Source organism: Variovorax sp. PCZ-1 (assembly GCF_018413605.1).
Classification (GTDB): Bacteria; Pseudomonadota; Gammaproteobacteria; order Burkholderiales; family Burkholderiaceae_C; genus JANMDU01.
Genome location: NZ_JAHCDN010000001.1, coordinates 836,502 through 854,837, shown reverse-complemented (window position 1 = coordinate 854,837; position 18,336 = coordinate 836,502). Strand labels below are relative to the sequence as shown.

Genomic DNA, 18,336 nt, shown 5'->3' with positions numbered 1-18,336 from the left:
GCCTAAGATTGGCTCTCATTGATCGTCTTTCCGCCATCTAAGCATTTGATTTCATTGACTTTGCACCATTCATGCGAGATTTTTCGCGCGAATGGTGCAAATATGTCGTGTCGATTGAGTGCGTTCAATTCGCGGCGACGGTAATCCCTTTAAATTCCCCCGTCGCAATCCTCTTCTGCCACTCCGCTGGCCCGGTGATATGCGCACTCGTGCCACCCGAATCCACAGCAACAGTCACTGGCATATCGACCACATCAAACTCATAAATCGCTTCCATCCCTAAATCCGCAAAGCCGACGACTTTGGCTGTCTTGATGGCTTTGGAGACGAGGTAGGCTGCGCCGCCTACGGCCATGAGGTAAGCAGACTTGTGCTTCTTAATCGCCTCAATCGCTACAGGCCCGCGCTCGGCTTTGCCGACCATGCTGATGAGGCCGGTTTGGGCGAGCATCATTTCTGTGAAGCCGTCCATTCGGGTGGCGGTGGTGGGGCCTGCGGGGCCCACCGCTTCGCCTTTAACGGGGTCAACGGGGCCGACGTAGTAGATCACGCGGTTGGTGAAATCTACCGGGAGTTTTTCGCCTGCAGCGAGCATGGTTTGGATGCGCTTGTGGGCGGCATCGCGGCCTGTGAGCATTTTGCCGTTGAGCAGCAGCGTTTGGCCGGGCTGCCAGCTGGCCACTTCTTCTTTCGTCAAAGTATTCAAATCCACGCGCTTGGATTTTTGGGTGTCGGGCATCCAGTTCACATTCGGCCAGAGGTCAAGCGAAGGGGGATCGAGATACACGGGGCCGGAGCCATCCATCACCACATGCGCGTGGCGAGTGGCGGCGCAGTTGGGGATCATGGCGATCGGCTTGCTCGCGGCGTGCGTGGGATACATCTTGATCTTCACGTCGAGCACGGTGGTTAAGCCGCCCAAGCCTTGCGCGCCGATGCCAAGTGCGTTGACTTTTTCATGCAGTTCCAAGCGCAGGGCTTCGGTTTTAGAGAGCGCCGCTCCGCTGGCCTGCTTGGCTTGCAGCTCATACATGTCGATGTCTTCCATCAGGCTTTCTTTGGCCATGAGCACTGCTTTCTCCGCCGTGCCGCCAATGCCAATGCCCAGCATGCCCGGCGGGCACCAGCCTGCGCCCATGGTGGGCACGGTCTTCAGCACCCAATCGACCACGTTGTCGCCGGGGTTGAGCATGTACATCTTGCTTTTGTTTTCGCTGCCACCGCCTTTGGCTGCGACGGTAATATCCACTTTGTTGCCAGGCACGAGCTCGGTGAAGATCACGGCAGGCGTGTTGTCTTTGGTGTTCTTGCGATCAAACTGCGGATCGTTCACCACCGAGGCGCGCAGCGTGTTGTCCGGATGGTTATACGCGCGGCGCACGCCTTCGTTGATCACATCATCCAAAGCGCCATCGCCAAACTCAGCGCAGCCTTCAAAGCGCACATCCATGCCGATTTTGAGGAACACGTTGACGATGCCCGTGTCTTGGCAAATCGGTCGATGGCCTTCCGCGCTCATGCGGCTGTTGGTGAGGATCTGCGCGATGGCATCTTTCGCAGCAGGCGATTGCTCGCGCTCGTATGCGCGCGCAAGGTGCGCGATGTAATCCGCAGGATGGTAGTAGCTGATGTATTGCAGCGCGCCGGCTACGGTGTCTACGATGTCTTTGGCTAAAATTCGGGTCATTTTCGGCTCCTAGCCGGCATAGATACTGCGCGGCATGCTATTAAAAATATAGTAAATTGATAATCAATGCGCTTCTGGCACATCATCTTTCGCGCGGCCATCGAGCTTGCGCGTGATGTGGTCGCTGTGGCTCATGAGCTTGTCGGTGTAGGCAATGGCCATGGCAGACCATAAGAACACGACGTGAATGATGGTTTGCCACATGAGCACCTGCTCAGTGTAATTCGCGGCGTTGATAAAGGTCTTGAGCAGATGGATCGAAGAGATGCCGATGATGGCTGTTGCAAGCTTCACTTTCAACACACTGGCGTTCACGTGCGACAACCATTCAGGCTGATCGGGATGGTCTTGCAAATTCATGCGGCTCACGAAAGTCTCGTAGCCGCCCACGATCACCATGATGAGCAGGTTAGAGATCATCACCACATCAATCAAGGCCAGCACCACCAGCATGATCACTGTTTCGTTCAGCGAAGTGATTGGCGCATCAGATTTATAGCCAATGCTTGTGACCAAAGCAGCCACATCGGGCTGGCTGCCAAAGGCGGCCATGATCAAGTGATACAGCTCCACAAAAAAGTGCCAAACATACACGCCTTGGGCAAGGATCAGGCCAATATAAAGCGGCATTTGTAGCCAACGGCTGGCAAAAATGAAATTCGGAAGGGCTCGCATGTGCTTGTCAGTCATGATGGTTTTAAAAATACGGGAAAACGCGTACAGGGGCAATTGTAGTGGGCGCTACGCTATTCCTCTTGGCCTGTCGCCAGCGCGTCAGAAGAGCGTAAGAGCGATGCGCGACATTACGGCCAGCCATTTAGTCACAACCTCTCATTCTGGAGACAAACAAGTATGAGCGCCGCCATCGAATCCGTCTTAGTTGAAAACCGCGTTTTTAAACCCTCTGCGTCCTTTGCAAAAAAGGCGCGCATCGAAAGCATGAAGCGCTACGACGCAATGAATGCTGCGTTTGAGCAAGACTTTGAGGGCACATGGGCGCGCTTGGCTCGCGAGAATTTGGAATGGAGCAAGCCTTTCAAGAAAGTACTCAATCAATCCAACAAACCCTTCTACAAATGGTTTGAAGATGGCCAGCTCAATGCTTCTGCCAATTGCCTCGACAAGCACATGGGCACGGCCACAGAGGACAAAACCGCCATCATTTTTGAAGGCGACGATGGCACATCAAGCAAAGTAACCTACAAAGAGCTGCTCGCCAAAGTGAGCCGCTTTGCTAATGCACTCAAAGCTCAAGGCATCAAAAAAGGCGATCGCGTCATCATCTACATGCCCATGACAGTCGAAGGCGTGGTGGCCATGCAAGCCTGTGCGCGCATCGGCGCAACGCACAGCGTCGTCTTCGGCGGCTTCTCAGCCAAGAGCCTGAACGAGCGCATCATTGATGCTGGCGCAACGGCTGTGATCACAGCCAACTTCCAAATGCGCGGCGGCAAAGAATTGCCTCTGAAAAGCATTGTCGATGAAGGCATCGCCATGGGCGGCTGCACGACTTTGAAAAAGGTCTTGGTCTGGAGCCGCACAGCCACGCCCTGCAATATGGTCGCCGGCCGCGATGTGAATTTTGAAGACGCGCTCAAGGGCCAAAAAGATGTTTGCAAGGCCGAAGCCGTGGGCGCAGAGCATCCGCTCTTCATTCTTTACACCTCTGGCTCCACCGGCAAACCCAAAGGCGTGCAACACAGCACCGGCGGCTACCTGCTCTGGGCCAAGCTCACGATGGATTGGACCTTTGACATTCAGAAGAAGGATGTGTTTTGGTGCACGGCTGATATCGGCTGGATCACTGGCCACACCTATGTGGCTTACGGGCCGCTGGCTGCTGGCGCAACGCAAGTGATCTTTGAAGGCGTGCCAACTTATCCCAACGCTGGCCGCTTCTGGCAAACGATTGAGAAACACAAAGTCAGCATCTTCTACACCGCGCCCACTGCGATTCGCTCGCTCATTAAAGCCTCAGAGGGCGATGAAAAAGTGCACCCAGCTCGCAGCAATCTCAGCAGCTTGCGTATCTTGGGAAGCGTGGGCGAGCCGATCAATCCAGAAGCGTGGATGTGGTATCACAAGCATGTCGGCGGCGAGCGCTGCCCGATTGTGGATACCTTCTGGCAGACCGAAACCGGCGGCCACATGATCACGCCTCTGCCCGGCGCTACACCTCTCGTCCCCGGCTCATGCACCCTGCCCTTGCCCGGTATCAGTGCTGCAATCGTCGATGAAATGGGCAACGACATCCCCAACGGCACAGGCGGCATCTTGGTCGTGAAAAAACCCTGGCCGAGCATGATCAGAACGATCTGGGGCGACCCAGAGCGCTTCAAGAAAAGCTACTTTCCAGAGGAATTGAAAGGCTACTACCTCGCTGGCGACGGCGCTGTGCGCTCTGCAGATCGCGGCTATTTCCGCATCACTGGCCGCATCGACGATGTGCTCAATGTGAGCGGCCACCGCCTCGGCACCATGGAAATCGAATCGGCCTTGGTCTCTTGCTCACACCTCGTCGCAGAAGCCGCCGTCGTCGGCCGCCCCGATGAGATGACAGGCGAAGCCATCAGCGCCTTCGTCGTCTTGAAGCGCAGCCGCCCCACTGGCGATGAAGCCAAGCAAATCGCCACCGAGCTGCGCAACTGGGTCGCCAAAGAAATCGGGCCGATTGCCAAACCCAAAGACATCCGCTTCGGCGACAACCTGCCCAAAACCCGCAGCGGAAAAATCATGCGCCGTTTGCTGCGCTCGCTGGCCAAGGGTGAGGCGATCACGCAAGACGTCACCACGCTGGAGAACCCGGCCATCCTCGATCAATTGGCACAAGCCATTTGATCGAGCCACGCCCAACCTCTGGCAGGGTTTGGGCCTCACCCTTCTAGGGCATAACCTCGCTAAATGCATTGATATTTCATTGATGAGTAATTTCTGTATTGACAGAAATTACTGACGCGTCGATAATCGAGTCATGGAACACGATGCACTCACACAAAAACGCCAGCTTGCAACTGCGCCTGATGCGGCGAAGACCCTGCATCCAACTGGAATGCCCAGCAACAGCTTGGCCGACATCGTTGCCTACTACGACACCTGCACCGCAGACTACGCCGATTGGAGCCGTGATTTTCATATGCATTTTGGCTACTGGCGTTGGGGCTTGAACCCCTTTGCACGCGAGCCGATGCTGCATGAAACCACGCAGCAATTGAAACATTTGCTCGGCGTCAAAAGCACAGACGCTTGGCGTGTGGCCGATTTGGGCTGCGGTGTGGCGGCCACCACGCGCTCACTCGCACGCACACTGCCTCATTGCAGGTTTGACGCAGTCACGATTTCTCCCGTGCAAGTGAATTTCGCGCAGCAGCTCAATGCAACGGACGCACGGCTGGGGCACATCAGCAAGCAACAGGTGTGCATCCACCAGCGCGACTACACCGCCACAGGTTTTGCAAGCGAGAGCTTCGACGCGGTCTATGCGATAGAAAGCGCCTGCTACGCAAAGGGCGCAGACAAAGCAGACTTTTTGGCAGAAGCCTGGCGCTTGCTCAAACCCGGCGGCAAGCTGGTCATCATTGACGGTTTTCTGCGCCGCCCCGCCACAGGGCTCTTTGGCCGGCTGCACGACTGGTGGTGCAAAGGCTGGGCGATCACGCAAATGGCACAAATCGAACCCAGTCTTCAGGCTCTGAATGCACAAGGTTTTGCTGATGTTCGCGCACACGACTGGAGCCTGCGCATGGCCCCAAGCTTTACACACATCCCCGTTTTGGCCACCACCTTCACACTCAAACAATTGTGGAAAAACAAAGGCCAATTGCCTGCTTGGCGCTGGCGGCATATCGCGGCCTCATACCTGTCGGTGGTCTTAGGCGTGCAGTTGTGGCGCGCGGGATATTTTGCAGTGTGCGCCACCAAGCCCCTCAGCAAATAATGCCTTGAAGCTTTTCGAGTCAAAACAGTATTCGTATCAGCCCAACTATCCATATCAGCTGAATCACCCATTGCACCATCAGCAAACTAAAGCGCATCATCACCGCACGATTGCGAGTGGAGATCAAATGCACACTGGATTGCGCCAAGCGTGCAGCCAGCGCCCAGAGCGCGAGCGCCTCTGTGATGTGAGCGTTGCTGCTGAGCGCTGCCACGGCAATGATGGCAGCAAACGCAGGTAAATTTTCATAGCAATTGGCATGCGCGCGGCATAAGCGGCCTGAAAACGGCGAGACATCTTCGCCCATCACAGCAAAGCTGTTCGCATAGCGCCCCCGAAAAAGCGTGTAGTAGCAGCGCAGTAAAGCGATGCCCATCAAAAGTAACAGCGTCCAAGCGGCAAAACCCAGCAAAGCAAGCAAAGAATTGGTCATGAGCATCGTCCTTTTAATATGGCGTTTTCAGCTCTTCAAGGCGCTCAGCAGATGATTCCTCAAACATGCGCACCATCGCTTGCGCGCCCGCGCTGGCCGTATCCGGCTTGCCATTTCCAAAAGGTGGATCGGGGTAATACTCAATTCCAAGCTGAATCGTCTTGGCCACTTCTCCACCCGCAACCAAGCTCGCCAAATACAAGCCCGCGTCAATGCTTGCTGACACACCTGCGCCCGTGATCAGCTTGCCATCGCGCTCGTAGCGCGTAGGCATCACCTTCGCGCCATACGCGGCCACGCGATCGCGAGCAAACCAATTCGTCGTCACCTGCTTGCCCTGCAGAATGCCCGCAGCGCCAAGCAGCTCCACGCCATTGCAAATGCCTATCGTCCACGTGCTGCTTGCATGCAAGCGAGTGATGGTGCTGATCAGCGCTGCATCTTGTAAGCCTTTGACCACACCGGGCCCACCGGGCACATACAAAATATCCGCGCTTTGCGTTTGCTCAAAGCTGCGATAACCCAGCAATGCCAAGCGGCGTGTATCCGCATTCACCAAGCCCGGCGTGGCTGCGATGAATTCCACATCAATGCCCGGCACATTGGCGAGCACTTCATAGCCGCCCACGATATCGAGCGTGGTAAAGCCGTCAAACAACACAATAGATAAACGCATGATCTTTCCTTTCGTGCCACAGTGGCATCAAGCGATTGTGGAAAAATTTGCTTGAATTTAAATTTGGCAATAACGACATATTTATGTTCATAATAGCCATATGAAGCCATCCCCTCCCTTGCGCATCGCCCTGCTCGCCTACGACGGCTGTATGGGCATCGAGATTTTTGGCATCACCGATTTGCTACTCGTGGCTAACCATGTAGCGCATGCCATGCGGCGCTCAAAATCTCCGGCCATAGAAGTTCATGTCGTCAGCCTACAAGGCCGCAGCATCACAGCAGCAGGCGGCATCACGCTCGGCGCGCAGCTTGCCAGAGGCAAATTCGATTGGCTCATCGTGCCCGGCCTAGAAGTGGTGCAAGGCACGCAATGGCCTGCAAAATTAGCGCGGCTGCAGCCTGAACTGGCCTACATCCAGCGCAGCTTCGCGCGCGGCACGCAGATCGCCTCCGTCTGCGTAGGCAGCTTCTTGCTGGGCGAGGCCGGGCTCTTGCAAGGGCGCCATGCCACCACCGCTTGGATCATGGCGCGCGAGCTCGCCGCGCGCTACCCGCAAGCCAAAGTCAACCCGCATGCCGTTTTGCTCGAAGACGGAGCCATCATCACCAGCGGTGCCATCACCTCCACCTTCGATCTCGCCCTGCATCTCATCAAGCGCACACTCGGCGCAGAAGTCGCCAGCGCCACCGCCCGCATTGCCCTGCTCCCCAAGCCCCGCAGCAGCCAAGCCCAGTATGCAGACGCGCAGCTCATCGCCCCGCCGCCCTCCAGCTCAACAACAAGCTTCGCAAGCAGCGTCGCGCAATGGCTAGAAAAGCGCCTGCAAGAGCCCTACAGCCTCGCCCGCTTGGCGCAAGCCTTCCACGTCAGCCCCCGCACCCTCATGCGCCGCGTCAAACTGGAGACCGGCCACTCCCCCCTCACCCTCCTGCAGCAAGCTCGCATTCAAGAGGCCAAGCGCCTGCTCACCCACACCCGCTGGAGCATCGCAAAAATCGTAGAAACCGTAGGCTACACAGACATCGCCACCTTCAGCCGCCTCTTTGCCAGAGAGGTGGGCGAGACACCGGCAAGGTATCGGGCGAGGTAATCACTATCTATTTGATAGCAATTTGCGCATATTCTGTGCCGGAGATCAGTCTAAACGGCCATAACAATCACCGCACACCCGCCTCCGCCATCAGCAAACCCTCATCCATCAGCGCTTGCACAATCGCCGCCTGCCGTAGATCGCGGCGGCGCTTGGGCTCTTCTCTGTAGGTCGCTTTCTCAGCCATCCAGCGTTTGAATTCCACAAACGTCTCCGGAGCCACCGTGCGCATCAACACCATCCGCCCTGTCGCTGAAATCACGATGTGCTCAAAGCGCGGCGCGCTTGTCAGCACTGATGCGCGCACCGCCTGCACAGGCCACAAATCATCCTCATCCCCCGAGAAGCGAAACGGATGCGGATCACCATCCACCGGCTGGCGGCGCAGAAAATCCACCTCAAAGCCTTTATCGTTAATCGCCGTCTCGTTCTGCATCTCTTTACGGATAAAGCTCTTATCCGCCTGCTGCAACACCCGCAGCATCGAAGAATCCAGCCGCGCCATCTCCGAGACAAACTGCACTTTTCTCCGCGCATCCCACAGCAAATCCACATCCTGCGTGGCCAACGCCCCCTGCACAATGCGCACACCCGCCGCCGCCTCGTAGGCATACAGCGCATGCGTGCCCACCACCGTGAAATGCTCGCCCAGCCCCGAAGATTCAATCGCCTGCAACACACTCACCACCGTATTCGGCACACGCCCCGCCCGCAGAGCCTTGTTCAGCCGCTGCGCATCATTCAGCTGCTCCCGCAGCGAAGCCAGCCGCGCCTCCAGCTCAGCTTTGCGCGAAGTGAATTCCACATAAATCTTCTCAGCCTCCGGCGAACGCGCCCCCAAGCGCTTCTGCCGATTGTTCGGCGCCGTCTTCACCAAATACTCATAGTCCCCCTGCCGCTTCCAATACATGCCTCCCGCATACGGGCGCGCAGCAACCTGCACCCGCATGAACTCATCAAAAATCGTTGACGAATCAATCACCTGCCGGGCAGCGTTGTCGGAGAGAGGGATGTAGTCCATGGCCGTTGATTTATTGAAATCGTATTTTATACGGCCAATTATTTAAAATCAATAATTTACAGCCATTAATACTCAATACAAAGACTCTCCAGCACATCATCGTTGGCTTCAAAAACATAGACCGAATGTTTGGTTCTCCAAACTATCTATTTCATAGCACTCTACGCAGATTTCATGCCGGCGAGACAGCTAAAGCGCTTATAAAAACCACTCAGACCTCATCCACTGTCAATTCTGACAATCATTTTTGGACACACCCTGCAACTTACGTTAACGTATCTTCCTAATGGCCACCCTCATCCCCGCACTCAGCAGTTGCGTCTCTCGCATGACCAGCGGCGAGCGACGTTTGGCGCAACGCCTGGAAGACAAGCTAGACGACGATTATTTGCTCTGGTATGACGTTCCAATTGGCCCCAAGCATTCGCACCCTGATTTCGTCATCTTGCACCCCTTTCGCGGGCTGCTGATTCTGGAGGTGAAAGACTGGAAGCTTCCCACCATCGTCCAGGCTGATCAAGATGTTTGGACGATTTCTCCAGACGGGCAGCCCAAATCCGTGGCCAGCCCGCTCTTGCAGGCACGAAGTTATGCACACGAAGTCGTCAGGCTCATGGAGCGAGACCCGCAGCTTATCCAGCCAGACGGCAAACATCAAGGCAAGCTCGCTTTCCCATGGAGCTATGGCGTGGTGCTCACCAACATCACCCGCAAGCAGTTTGAAGCCGCCGAGCTGCATCATGCGCTAGAGCCCCAACGTGTGATTTGCCAAGACGAAATGCTGGAGAGCGTCGGCGCGGAAGAGCTGCAAAGCCGTCTCTGGGAGATGTTCCCCTACGGCATGCGCGGCGCGATCAGCCTGCCGCAAATAGACCGCGTGCGATGGATCATGTTCCCGCAGGTGCGCGTGCAAACTCAAGAAAAGCTGTTTGACGACAGTGATGCAGATGCCGCACTGCCAGACATCATGCGCGTGATGGACATTCAGCAAGAGCAGCTCGCCCGCAGCTTGGGCGAAGGTCATCGCGTGATTCACGGCGTGGCCGGCTCCGGCAAAACCATGATCTTGGGCTACCGCGCAGAATACCTTGCCAAGGCCAGCACGGCGAGCAGCAAGCCTATTCTCATCCTCTGCTTCAACGAGCCGCTAGGCGTCAAGCTCCATAGCGTGATGCAGGCAAAGGGCTTGGGCGCTCGTGTGTATGTGCGGCATTTTCATAAATGGTGTCGCGAGCAACTCGTCACCTATGGGCAAAGCCTGCCATCGCAAAACATGCCCACAGATGCAAAGATGGCAGAGATGGTGCAGCGCGTGATTCACGCCGTGGATCGCAAACACATCCCCAGCGGCCAATACCAAGCCGTGCTCATCGACGAAGGCCACGATTTCGCCCCCGAATGGCTCAAACTCGTCACGCAAATGATTGACCCCGCCACCAACAGCCTGCTCGTGCTGTATGACGACGCGCAAAGCATTTACGAAAGAGCACGCAGCACACAATTCAGCTTCAAAAGCGTCGGCATCCAAGCCCAAGGCCGCACCACCATCCTCAAAATCAACTACCGCAACACCCGCCAAATCCTAGAAACCGCAAGCCTCGTGGCCGCAGACCTGCTCACCGCCGAAGACAAAGATGACGATGGCATCCCCCTCGTCAAACCCATCAGCTGCGGCCGCGAAGGCCCAGCGCCCCTCATCATCAAACTCCCCAGCCTGCGCGAAGAAGCCAACGCAATTGCAGACCACCTCAGCCAAGCCCACAAAGAAGGCTTCGCTTGGGGCGATATGGCTGTGCTTTGCTACGACATCAAAACTCGTAACGACTGCGCCAGCATCCTCGCGCAACGCAAACTCCCCGTAGAAAACCGCCTAGGCAGCGGCGACTTTGACCCCACCAGCAACAAAATCAAAGTCATGACCATGAAAGTCAGCAAAGGCCTCGAATTCCCCATCGTCGCCCTACCCGGCGTTGGCCACATGCCTGCGCCGGGGGAAGATGAGAAGGAAGCGGCGAGGGTGTTTTATGTGGCGGCGACAAGGGCTACGCAGCAGCTTTTCATCGGCGCGCATAGCGAAAGTCTATTTAGTCAGAAACTACGTTTATCAAATTAACCAAGACAGGAAGAAGATATGGCAACAGGTGCTGAAGAAACACTCGCGTTTGGAATTACAAAAGCAGCGATTACCACGTTAGTCAAGCCGATCACTACGTCAGCGCTTGCTGGACTGAGAAGCCTGACCACTGCAACCATAGATTTGTTTACTGATAGATTTTCACAGTACTTATCTCAACAAACTGAAAAACATGGGTGCTTGAGTACTATCGTATTTGGTCATCAGAAGAGACTGGAAGATTTGTACATACCACTCACCATTACCCCTCATATGATTAAGGCGCAGGACAAAGATTTACTTCTCTTAGACAGATTCAATCCCGATTTTTTACCGAAAACCAAAAGAGCACTGATTAACGATACCGCCGGGATGGGGAAATCGACCATAACGAAGTTTTTATTTCTGCAGTGTGTGAAATCCTGTTATGCGATTCCGTTTTTCATTGAATTACGTCATCTTTCCTCTACCCAAGATGTCTTAACGTATATCCAAAAGCAGTTGAACCCCTCTTCGCTAGCAGACGAAGAACCAAAAATATCAAAAAAACAAATCGAACGCCTCTTCAGAAAAAGCAATATAGTTTGTTTTTTTGATGGATACGATGAGATTCCATTAAGTCATCGAGAAACGGTAACGCGCGACATAAAGAATTTAATTGAGAAATTTCCTGACATTACGTATGTAATTACATCACGCCCAGAATCGGGATTGCTTGCATTTTCGTCTTTTAAGCATTTTTCGATAAAACCGCTTAAAAAAGATGAATCTTTCGAGTTGATTCGGAAATATGATGACAAAGGCGGTCGTTCAGAGCAGCTAATCGTCACACTAGACCGCCCTGAGTATCGCCCAGTACATGAGTTTTTGAAAAACCCACTTTTGACAAGCTTACTCTATCGAAGTTTTGAGTATAAGCAGAGCGTACCATTAAAGAAGCATGTCTTTTACAGGCAAGTATTCGATGCATTATTTGATTGGCATGACGCATCTAAAGACGGTTACAACACTAGGGAAAAGAAAAGTGGCCTTGATATCGACTCATTTCACAGAATTCTACGCGTCATAGGATTTGTTTCAGTTCTCAAAGGCGAAATAGAGGGAGATACTGATACAGTGCTAAAGTGGATACGAACTGCTAAAGGCGTCTGTAATGCAACTTCCTTCCCTGAAAGTAGTTTTCTAGATGATGTCGTCCGCGCAGTACCTGTCTTCGTGAAAGACGGCGATTCGTATCGCTGGTCTCACAAATCGTTGGCCGAATATTTCGCCGCACAGTACTTGTGCACCGAAGGAAAGTCTCAACTTGAAAAAGTTATCGGCACGCTTTTCGAGCGAAAAGAAGTATCGCGCTTTACTAATGTTCTAGATCAAATCTACGATATAGATCCACTTGCTTTTCGTGAGTTCTGTATTCTTCCCGTCGCCAAGGCATTCAATCAATACGCAGAACAGTCTTACCGAAAAATGGATGTTGACATTACAGCAGAGGAGATTCGACTCAGAAGGGCTTGCACTTTCGACAGGACTTTTATCTTTTTTCCTGATGTTGATTTGGAAGATAAATTAGATTTGATCGGTGAGCTTGAAAAGCATACCCCAGTCAGCACGGATGTTTCATCTGAATTTGAAGCAATCAAAGCAATCATCGTTCGACCAACAAATTCAAACAAACCTCGAATTATTGTTGATATAGCTGGTCCTTACAGTTCCATACTTGAAATTTTACAAAGCAAGAAAGATCCACTGGTAATTCAGAAATCTAGGATAGATTGGCCATCTACAAAAAGTCGTTCCAATCTTCCCACACTCAAATCTCCAGAAGTTCTTGGCGATGAACCTACCTCGCATTACAACGAACCAATGATTTTCACTAAGGTTACCAAGTTAATTGCAGGTACTTCTCCGGTAGTGGACACAGATAAGATGTTTAACTTTGTACTAACATTTAATGACTCAAAAAAGGTATCGAGTTTGGCCGATGATTTACTCAATGAACTCATAGTGAAAAAAACTAGCTGAATCTAGTTGGGAAATAGTGTCAATCTGAAATTTCGCTCGGCTTTCTATGCAGCTAGCTCGCGCCTGTATTGAATGCTAATGCAGAAAGAGCATTGGATTCTCTCTGAATGACTCCGTTCTGCGCAAACTTGTTACGATCCTGCATCAGCCCGCGTCGGGCTTCTAAGAAGGAGACAACGATGTTCAGTCATGTGGTTTTAGGTGTGAATGATTTAGAGCGATCCAAGAAGTTTTATGACGCGGTGTTGGGCGCGCTGGATATCAAGCCGGGTATGCATCACCACAACGGTGTGGTGAACCGCTATTTTTATCGCACGCCCACCGGCACTTTCGGCATCACGGAGCCGCTCAATGGCGAGCCGGCCACGCATGGCAATGGGAGCACGATTGGCTTTGCGGTGCAGTCTGCAAGCCAAGGCGATGCTTGGCATGCGGCGGGTGTGGCCAATGGCGGCGTGACTTGTGAAAACCCGCCGGGCTTTCGCGAAGGGCCAACGGGCAAGATTTATCTGGCTTATCTGCGTGACCCGGATGGCAACAAGCTTTGCGCGCTGCATCGGCCACCGAAGGCTTGAAGTGCGTTGGATGCCCTGCACACTATGCTCCTTATTTAATAGCACTCTGCGCAGATTCTATGCCGGCGAGTAGCCGATTTGGCTTGGATTTCTTATGCTGAATGAGCTGAACGCCTTGCCTGCGCCGCATGCCGTGCATCGCCTGCGCGCGGAGCGCTTGGCGCGCAGCAGCAAGCCGTTTCTGGCGCGCGGGGGCATGAAGTCTGAGCGCTGCTCCGGCTGCCGGCTTGCGCCGAGTCACTGCATTTGCGCGCTGCGGCCGAATCTGCCCACGCACTCGGGCATGTGCTTGATCATGGCGGATATTGAGGCGCTCAAGCCGAGCAACACGGGTTGGCTGATTGCGGATGTGGTGCGGGATACGTTTGCTTTTGGTTGGGCGCGCACCGCGGTCGATCCTGCTCTGCTGGCCTTGCTCAATGATCCGCAATGGCAGCCCTTGGTGGTGTTTCCGGGAGAGTTTGTGCAAGAGGAGCGCGTGGTGCAAACCGTGCCTGCGCCATCCATTGATAACGCTGCAGCCAAGCGCCCACTCTTCATCTTGCTCGATGGAACTTGGCCGGAGGCGAGCAAGATGCTGCGCAAGAGCCCGTATCTGGATCGTTTCCCCGTGCTCAGCTTGGTGGCTGAGCAGCTCTCGCGCTACAAGCTGCGCCGCTCCAAGCGGGATGATCATTTCTGCACAGCCGAGGTGGCTGCGCTGTGCCTAGCGCTGGCAGACGAGGCGCATGCTGCGCAAACACTGGATGCGTATTTGGATGTGTTTACGCATCATTATTTGCAGGCCAAGCATCAGCTGCCCATAGATGCGCAGGATGAGGTGCACCATCGCCTGAATGAGCTGAAGCTCAAATAGATACTATATATTTGATAGCATTTTGCGCAGTATCTATGCCGGCTATCTGCCTAAAACGCTCTAAAAATCACGTCCACATGCCCTCAACGCCCATCACGCTCGATACGCTGCGCCGCTACGCCATCTCGCGCAGTTTGTTTGCGCCGACCACGCTGCCCAAGGCGATTGAGAAGCTGGGCTTCGTGCAGGCTGATCCGATTCGTGCACCTGCTCGTGCGCAAGATTTGACGCTGCGGCATCGGGTGAAGGATTACGCGGCGGGGGATTTGGAGCAGCGCTATGCCAAGCTGGGCATTGAAGAAGATTTCTTTATGAACTACGGTTTTTTGCCGCGCAGCACGCAGGCGCTGATGCATCCTCGCGTGGCGCGCATGGTGTGGCCAAAAGCCAAGCTGGCGCAAGCTGAAGCTGTGTTGGATTTTGTACGCGAGCGTGGTGTGGTGCATCCCAAAGAGGTGGATGCGCATTTCGCGCATGGCCGCGTGCGCAACTGGTTTGGCGGCTCGTCGAACGCGAGCACGCAGCTGCTCGATGGCATGCATTACCGGGGCATGCTTCGCGTCGCGGGGCGTGCGAGTGGCACGCGGTTGTATTGCGTTGCTGAGCATTTGCCGCAAGAATGCGCTGATCCAGGCCAAGCGCTGGATGCACTGCTGGATGTGATCGTGCACAAATATGCCCCGCTGCCCGAGCGCTCCTTGCGCGATCTCGTGAGCCTGTTGCTGCGCGGCGGTGTGCCGCAGTGGAATTCGCTGCGCTCAGATGCATTGGCGCGCGCCAAGGAGCGGCTGCCCAGCATGGAGCTGGAGGGCAACAGATGGTATTGGCCTGAGGGCGAATCGCCTGCGGCCAAACGCTACAGCATCGAGCCAACTGACACCGTGCACCTGCTCGCCCCTTTTGACCCGGTGGTATGGGATCGCCGCCGCTTTGAGCTCTTCTGGGGATGGGCCTATCGCTTTGAGGCCTACACACCTGCACCGAAGCGAATACGCGGCTACTACGCCCTGCCCTTGCTTTGGCGCGGTCAAGTCATCGGCTGGGGCAATCTTTCTGTGAATGACGGCAAACTGCAAGCGGAGCTGGGTTATGTGACAGGCCAAGCGCCAAAAGACAAAGCGTATCGTCAGGCGCTGGCTCAGGAGTTAGCCAGCATGGAAAGTTTTTTGCTCCTAAATCAGTAGCACTTTGCGCAGATTCTATGCCGGCTAACGGCCTAAAATGCTTGAAATTGAAGGATTGAGCCATAAGACAGTCGGCTCGATGACTGTCATCACATCGTCAAAAAATCATCACGATCCTGTCATGTTGCTGATTGAAAGTTCGATGGCTTAACCCGTCATTCCTTCAAGAAAGCATCATGAAAAAATCCACTCTCACTGCATTTGCACTGACTTTGATCGCATTGGCCGCAGCCCAAGCGCAGACTGCCAACCCCACAGAGTTTCCCGCCTCACTCGCTGGCCACGCCCTGCTCCCTGCGCCCAGCTTCCTCGCCACACCTGCAGACGCCCCCGCAGACCTGCGCGTGAGCGGCAAATTCACCACCGGAGTGCGCGTGGAGCGGCTTGACACCATCGAAGGCCGCTCAGCCAACCGCCCCACCGGCATCTCCCTGCCCATGGCTGGCCAACCGCTGCAAGGCCACTCCGGCATCAAGCGCATGAGCGATGGCAGCTATTGGGTGCTTACTGATAATGGCTTCGGCTCCAAAGCCAATTCGCCAGACAGCATGCTCTTTTTAAACCGCTACTCGATTGACTGGGCCAATGGCGTGCTCAACCGCCAGCAAACCATCTTTCTGCATGATCCTGATAAAAAAGTGCCCTTCCGTATCGTTCACGAAGGCACACCTAAGCGCTACCTCACTGGAAGCGACTTCGATACCGAGAGCTTCCAAATCGCTGGCGGCAACCTGTGGATCGGTGATGAGCTCGGCCCTTGGCTGATCAAAGCGGATATGAATGGCAAAGTGCTCGCCGTGTTTGAAACGCAGGTCGATGGCAAGCCCGCACGCTCGCCCGATCACCCTGCAATTGCCACACCTGCCATGCCCAGCGGCACGGTAGATTTCACCATCCGCCGCTCGCGTGGCTACGAAGGCATGGCCTCTTCGCCTGATGGCAAAAAGCTCTACGCCTTGCTCGAAGGCCCGGCTTGGGATGCCGCGGCGAAGGATTGGGAAAAACTCAATGGCCGTGAATACCTGCGCGTACTTGAATTCGATGTGGCTACCGAAAAATGGACGGGTCGCCATTGGAAATATGTGCTCGAAGCCAATGGCTTGGCCATCGGCGACTTCAACATGATTGACGCAACAACAGCCCTCGTGATCGAGCGCGACAACGGCGAAGGCACGCCTGATAAAGCCTGCCCCACAGTGAATGGCGCGATCCAGCGCGCAGAAAATTGCTTCCACGATCTGCCCAAGCTCAAGCGGGTTTACAAGATCGAAATGACCGAAGCCAATGTAAACAACCCCGTTCGCAAAATCGGCTTCATCGATTTGCTCGCCATCAACGATCCACAAAACCTCGCCCGCAAGCCCAAGCAAGCCGGCAAGCTCGCCTTCCCCTTCTTCACGATTGAAAACGTCGATATCGTCGATGCCGATCACATCATTGTGGGCAACGACAACAACCTGCCTTTCTCCTCCAGCCGCGAGCCGAATCAGGCGGATGACAATGAGTTTGTGTTGCTTCGCGTACGCGAGCTCTTGCAGGCGAAGTGATTGCTCTGGCAAGTCTGCGTAACTCTTAACGAAAGGTTGCGACTGAATTCACCTCTTGCGCTCTAGTCGCATGCGGCTTGTTTTCTCAGAATCTCCAGTGTCGATATCGGTTTGACAAACCATCACACTGGAGATTTTTTATGCAACGGATACCCTTTTCTCGACATCTCGTTTCCCTCGCTGCTGGCGCTCTAAGCTTGCTCGCCAACTCGGAGAGTCTTGCGCAATCGCCGATGGTGGTTGGCATTCAAAAAATTGCGATGAAAGACGCAAGCCGTGATCGCAATGTGAATTTTGAAGTTTGGTTTGAGGCTGTGGCTGGCACGCAAGCTCAATCGATTTCGATAGCGCCGATATTGCAGGCATTTAGCGCCGCTCAGAATGCAACACCTGCACCCGTAGCGCCCAAACCCTTGCTCATACTCTCCCATGGCAACTTTGCCAACCCAACAGCGTATGGATGGCTCATCACGGATTTGGTGAAAGCTGGTTTTGTGGTGCTCACGCCCACGCATCCAGGCACGATGTTTCAAGATCTGCGCCCAGAATATCGCGCGCGGCTTTGGGAACGCTCAAGCGATGTGAGCTTCGCACTCACACAATTTCTCGCGGATCCGGCTTGGGCGGCACGCGTTGACGCCAAGCGCATTGGCTTCATCGGCCACTCTTTTGGCGGCTGGACAGGTGTGAGCTTGGCTGGCGGCCTGTATGACTACAAGCAGCAGCTCAGCTACTGCGAAACCATGCCAAAAAAGGATCAGTATTGCGCTGGTTTGATCAAAGACTACAACCCGCAGACTGCGATTGAAGATGGCAAGCGCAGCTTCAAAGATGAGCGATTCAAGGCTTTTTATGCGCTGGCCAGCGGCGTGGCTGCAGGCTTTTCCGCCCCATCTTTGGCAAGCATTTCAGCGCCCATGGTGTTTGAAACTGCGAAATACGACACCGTGCTCGCGCCCGAAGGTGGCTCTAGCCTGTTTGCCAAATCCATACCCAGCGCCAAAGAAATCATGCGAGACACAGGGCATTTCGTTTATGGCCCAGTGTGTACGCCGGTGCTGGGCAAGCTGGCTCTCGGCCAGGTATGTGAAGACCCAGAAGGCTCTGATCGCAAAGCGCTCCATGTGCAAGCATCCGCAGATATTGTGCAATTCTTTCGCAAACAGTTAGCACAATAGAGCGAATCAGCGCAGCA

At 54.5% G+C, this 18,336-nt stretch carries 15 protein-coding genes; 10 read left to right on the top strand and 5 right to left on the bottom strand.

The features are described from left to right. Window positions 1–124: 124 nt before the first annotated feature. A complete protein-coding gene (locus KIH26_RS04240; RefSeq protein ID WP_213442787.1) occupies window positions 125–1,687 on the bottom strand; it encodes a fumarate hydratase in 1,563 nt (520 codons plus the stop codon). A 63-nt stretch (window positions 1,688–1,750) separates the two neighbouring features. Then, entirely contained in the window at window positions 1,751–2,377 is a 627-nt protein-coding gene (locus KIH26_RS04235; RefSeq protein ID WP_249660945.1) for a TIGR00645 family protein, read from the bottom strand. A gap of 162 nt (window positions 2,378–2,539) precedes the next feature. Between KIH26_RS04235 and acs the strand changes: the two genes are divergently transcribed. Further along, window positions 2,540–4,525, top strand: a complete 1,986-nt coding sequence (gene acs / locus KIH26_RS04230) for an acetate--CoA ligase (RefSeq protein ID WP_213442784.1) — start codon at window positions 2,540–2,542, stop codon at window positions 4,523–4,525. Between the two features lie 133 nt (window positions 4,526–4,658). Beyond that, window positions 4,659–5,621 carry an SAM-dependent methyltransferase gene (locus tag KIH26_RS04225; RefSeq protein ID WP_213442782.1) on the top strand — a complete coding sequence of 321 codons (963 nt, stop codon included), beginning with the start codon at window positions 4,659–4,661 and terminating at the stop codon, window positions 5,619–5,621. A 19-nt stretch (window positions 5,622–5,640) separates the two neighbouring features. On the opposite strand, the gene KIH26_RS04220 is transcribed toward KIH26_RS04225, so the two are convergent. Together KIH26_RS04220 and KIH26_RS04215 are read right to left on the bottom strand one after the other, a co-directional pair. After that, window positions 5,641–6,054, bottom strand: a complete 414-nt coding sequence (locus KIH26_RS04220; protein ID WP_213442781.1) for an MAPEG family protein — start codon at window positions 6,052–6,054, stop codon at window positions 5,641–5,643. 13 nt (window positions 6,055–6,067) lie between these two features. Beyond that, complete coding sequence (locus tag KIH26_RS04215; protein WP_213442779.1) at window positions 6,068–6,730, bottom strand: DJ-1/PfpI family protein; 663 nt, start codon at window positions 6,728–6,730, stop codon at window positions 6,068–6,070. Window positions 6,731–6,830: 100 nt separating this feature from the next. Between KIH26_RS04215 and KIH26_RS04210 the strand changes: the two genes are divergently transcribed. Then, complete coding sequence (locus KIH26_RS04210) at window positions 6,831–7,823, top strand: GlxA family transcriptional regulator (RefSeq protein ID WP_213442777.1); 993 nt, start codon at window positions 6,831–6,833, stop codon at window positions 7,821–7,823. 67 nt (window positions 7,824–7,890) lie between these two features. Here KIH26_RS04210 and KIH26_RS04205 read toward each other — a convergent pair whose 3' ends face one another. After that, window positions 7,891–8,844 carry a GSU2403 family nucleotidyltransferase fold protein gene (locus tag KIH26_RS04205; RefSeq protein ID WP_213442776.1) on the bottom strand — a complete coding sequence of 318 codons (954 nt, stop codon included), beginning with the start codon at window positions 8,842–8,844 and terminating at the stop codon, window positions 7,891–7,893. A gap of 286 nt (window positions 8,845–9,130) precedes the next feature. Between KIH26_RS04205 and KIH26_RS04200 the strand changes: the two genes are divergently transcribed. The 7 genes from KIH26_RS04200 to KIH26_RS04170 all read left to right on the top strand — a co-directional run bounded on the left by KIH26_RS04200 (window position 9,131) and on the right by KIH26_RS04170 (window position 18,319). Then, the gene (locus KIH26_RS04200) at window positions 9,131–10,957 is read left to right on the top strand and encodes a DEAD/DEAH box helicase (protein ID WP_213442774.1); all 1,827 of its coding nucleotides are present in this window, start codon (window positions 9,131–9,133) and stop codon (window positions 10,955–10,957) included. 18 nt (window positions 10,958–10,975) lie between these two features. Further along, the gene (locus KIH26_RS04195; protein ID WP_213442772.1) at window positions 10,976–12,979 is read left to right on the top strand and encodes an NACHT domain-containing protein; all 2,004 of its coding nucleotides are present in this window, start codon (window positions 10,976–10,978) and stop codon (window positions 12,977–12,979) included. 179 nt (window positions 12,980–13,158) lie between these two features. Next, the gene (locus KIH26_RS04190) at window positions 13,159–13,554 is read left to right on the top strand and encodes a VOC family protein (RefSeq protein WP_213442770.1); all 396 of its coding nucleotides are present in this window, start codon (window positions 13,159–13,161) and stop codon (window positions 13,552–13,554) included. Window positions 13,555–13,648: 94 nt separating this feature from the next. Beyond that, on the top strand, window positions 13,649–14,410 hold the full coding sequence (locus KIH26_RS04185) for a tRNA-uridine aminocarboxypropyltransferase (RefSeq protein ID WP_213442768.1): 762 nt from the start codon (window positions 13,649–13,651) through the stop codon (window positions 14,408–14,410). Between the two features lie 77 nt (window positions 14,411–14,487). Further along, on the top strand, window positions 14,488–15,594 hold the full coding sequence (locus tag KIH26_RS04180; protein ID WP_213442766.1) for a DNA glycosylase AlkZ-like family protein: 1,107 nt from the start codon (window positions 14,488–14,490) through the stop codon (window positions 15,592–15,594). Window positions 15,595–15,770: 176 nt separating this feature from the next. Next, the gene (locus tag KIH26_RS04175) at window positions 15,771–17,141 is read left to right on the top strand and encodes an esterase-like activity of phytase family protein (protein WP_213442764.1); all 1,371 of its coding nucleotides are present in this window, start codon (window positions 15,771–15,773) and stop codon (window positions 17,139–17,141) included. 140 nt (window positions 17,142–17,281) lie between these two features. Further along, window positions 17,282–18,319, top strand: coding sequence for an alpha/beta hydrolase family protein (locus KIH26_RS04170; RefSeq protein WP_213442761.1), 1,038 nt, complete (start codon window positions 17,282–17,284; stop codon window positions 18,317–18,319). The last annotated feature ends 17 nt before the right edge of the window (window positions 18,320–18,336 follow it).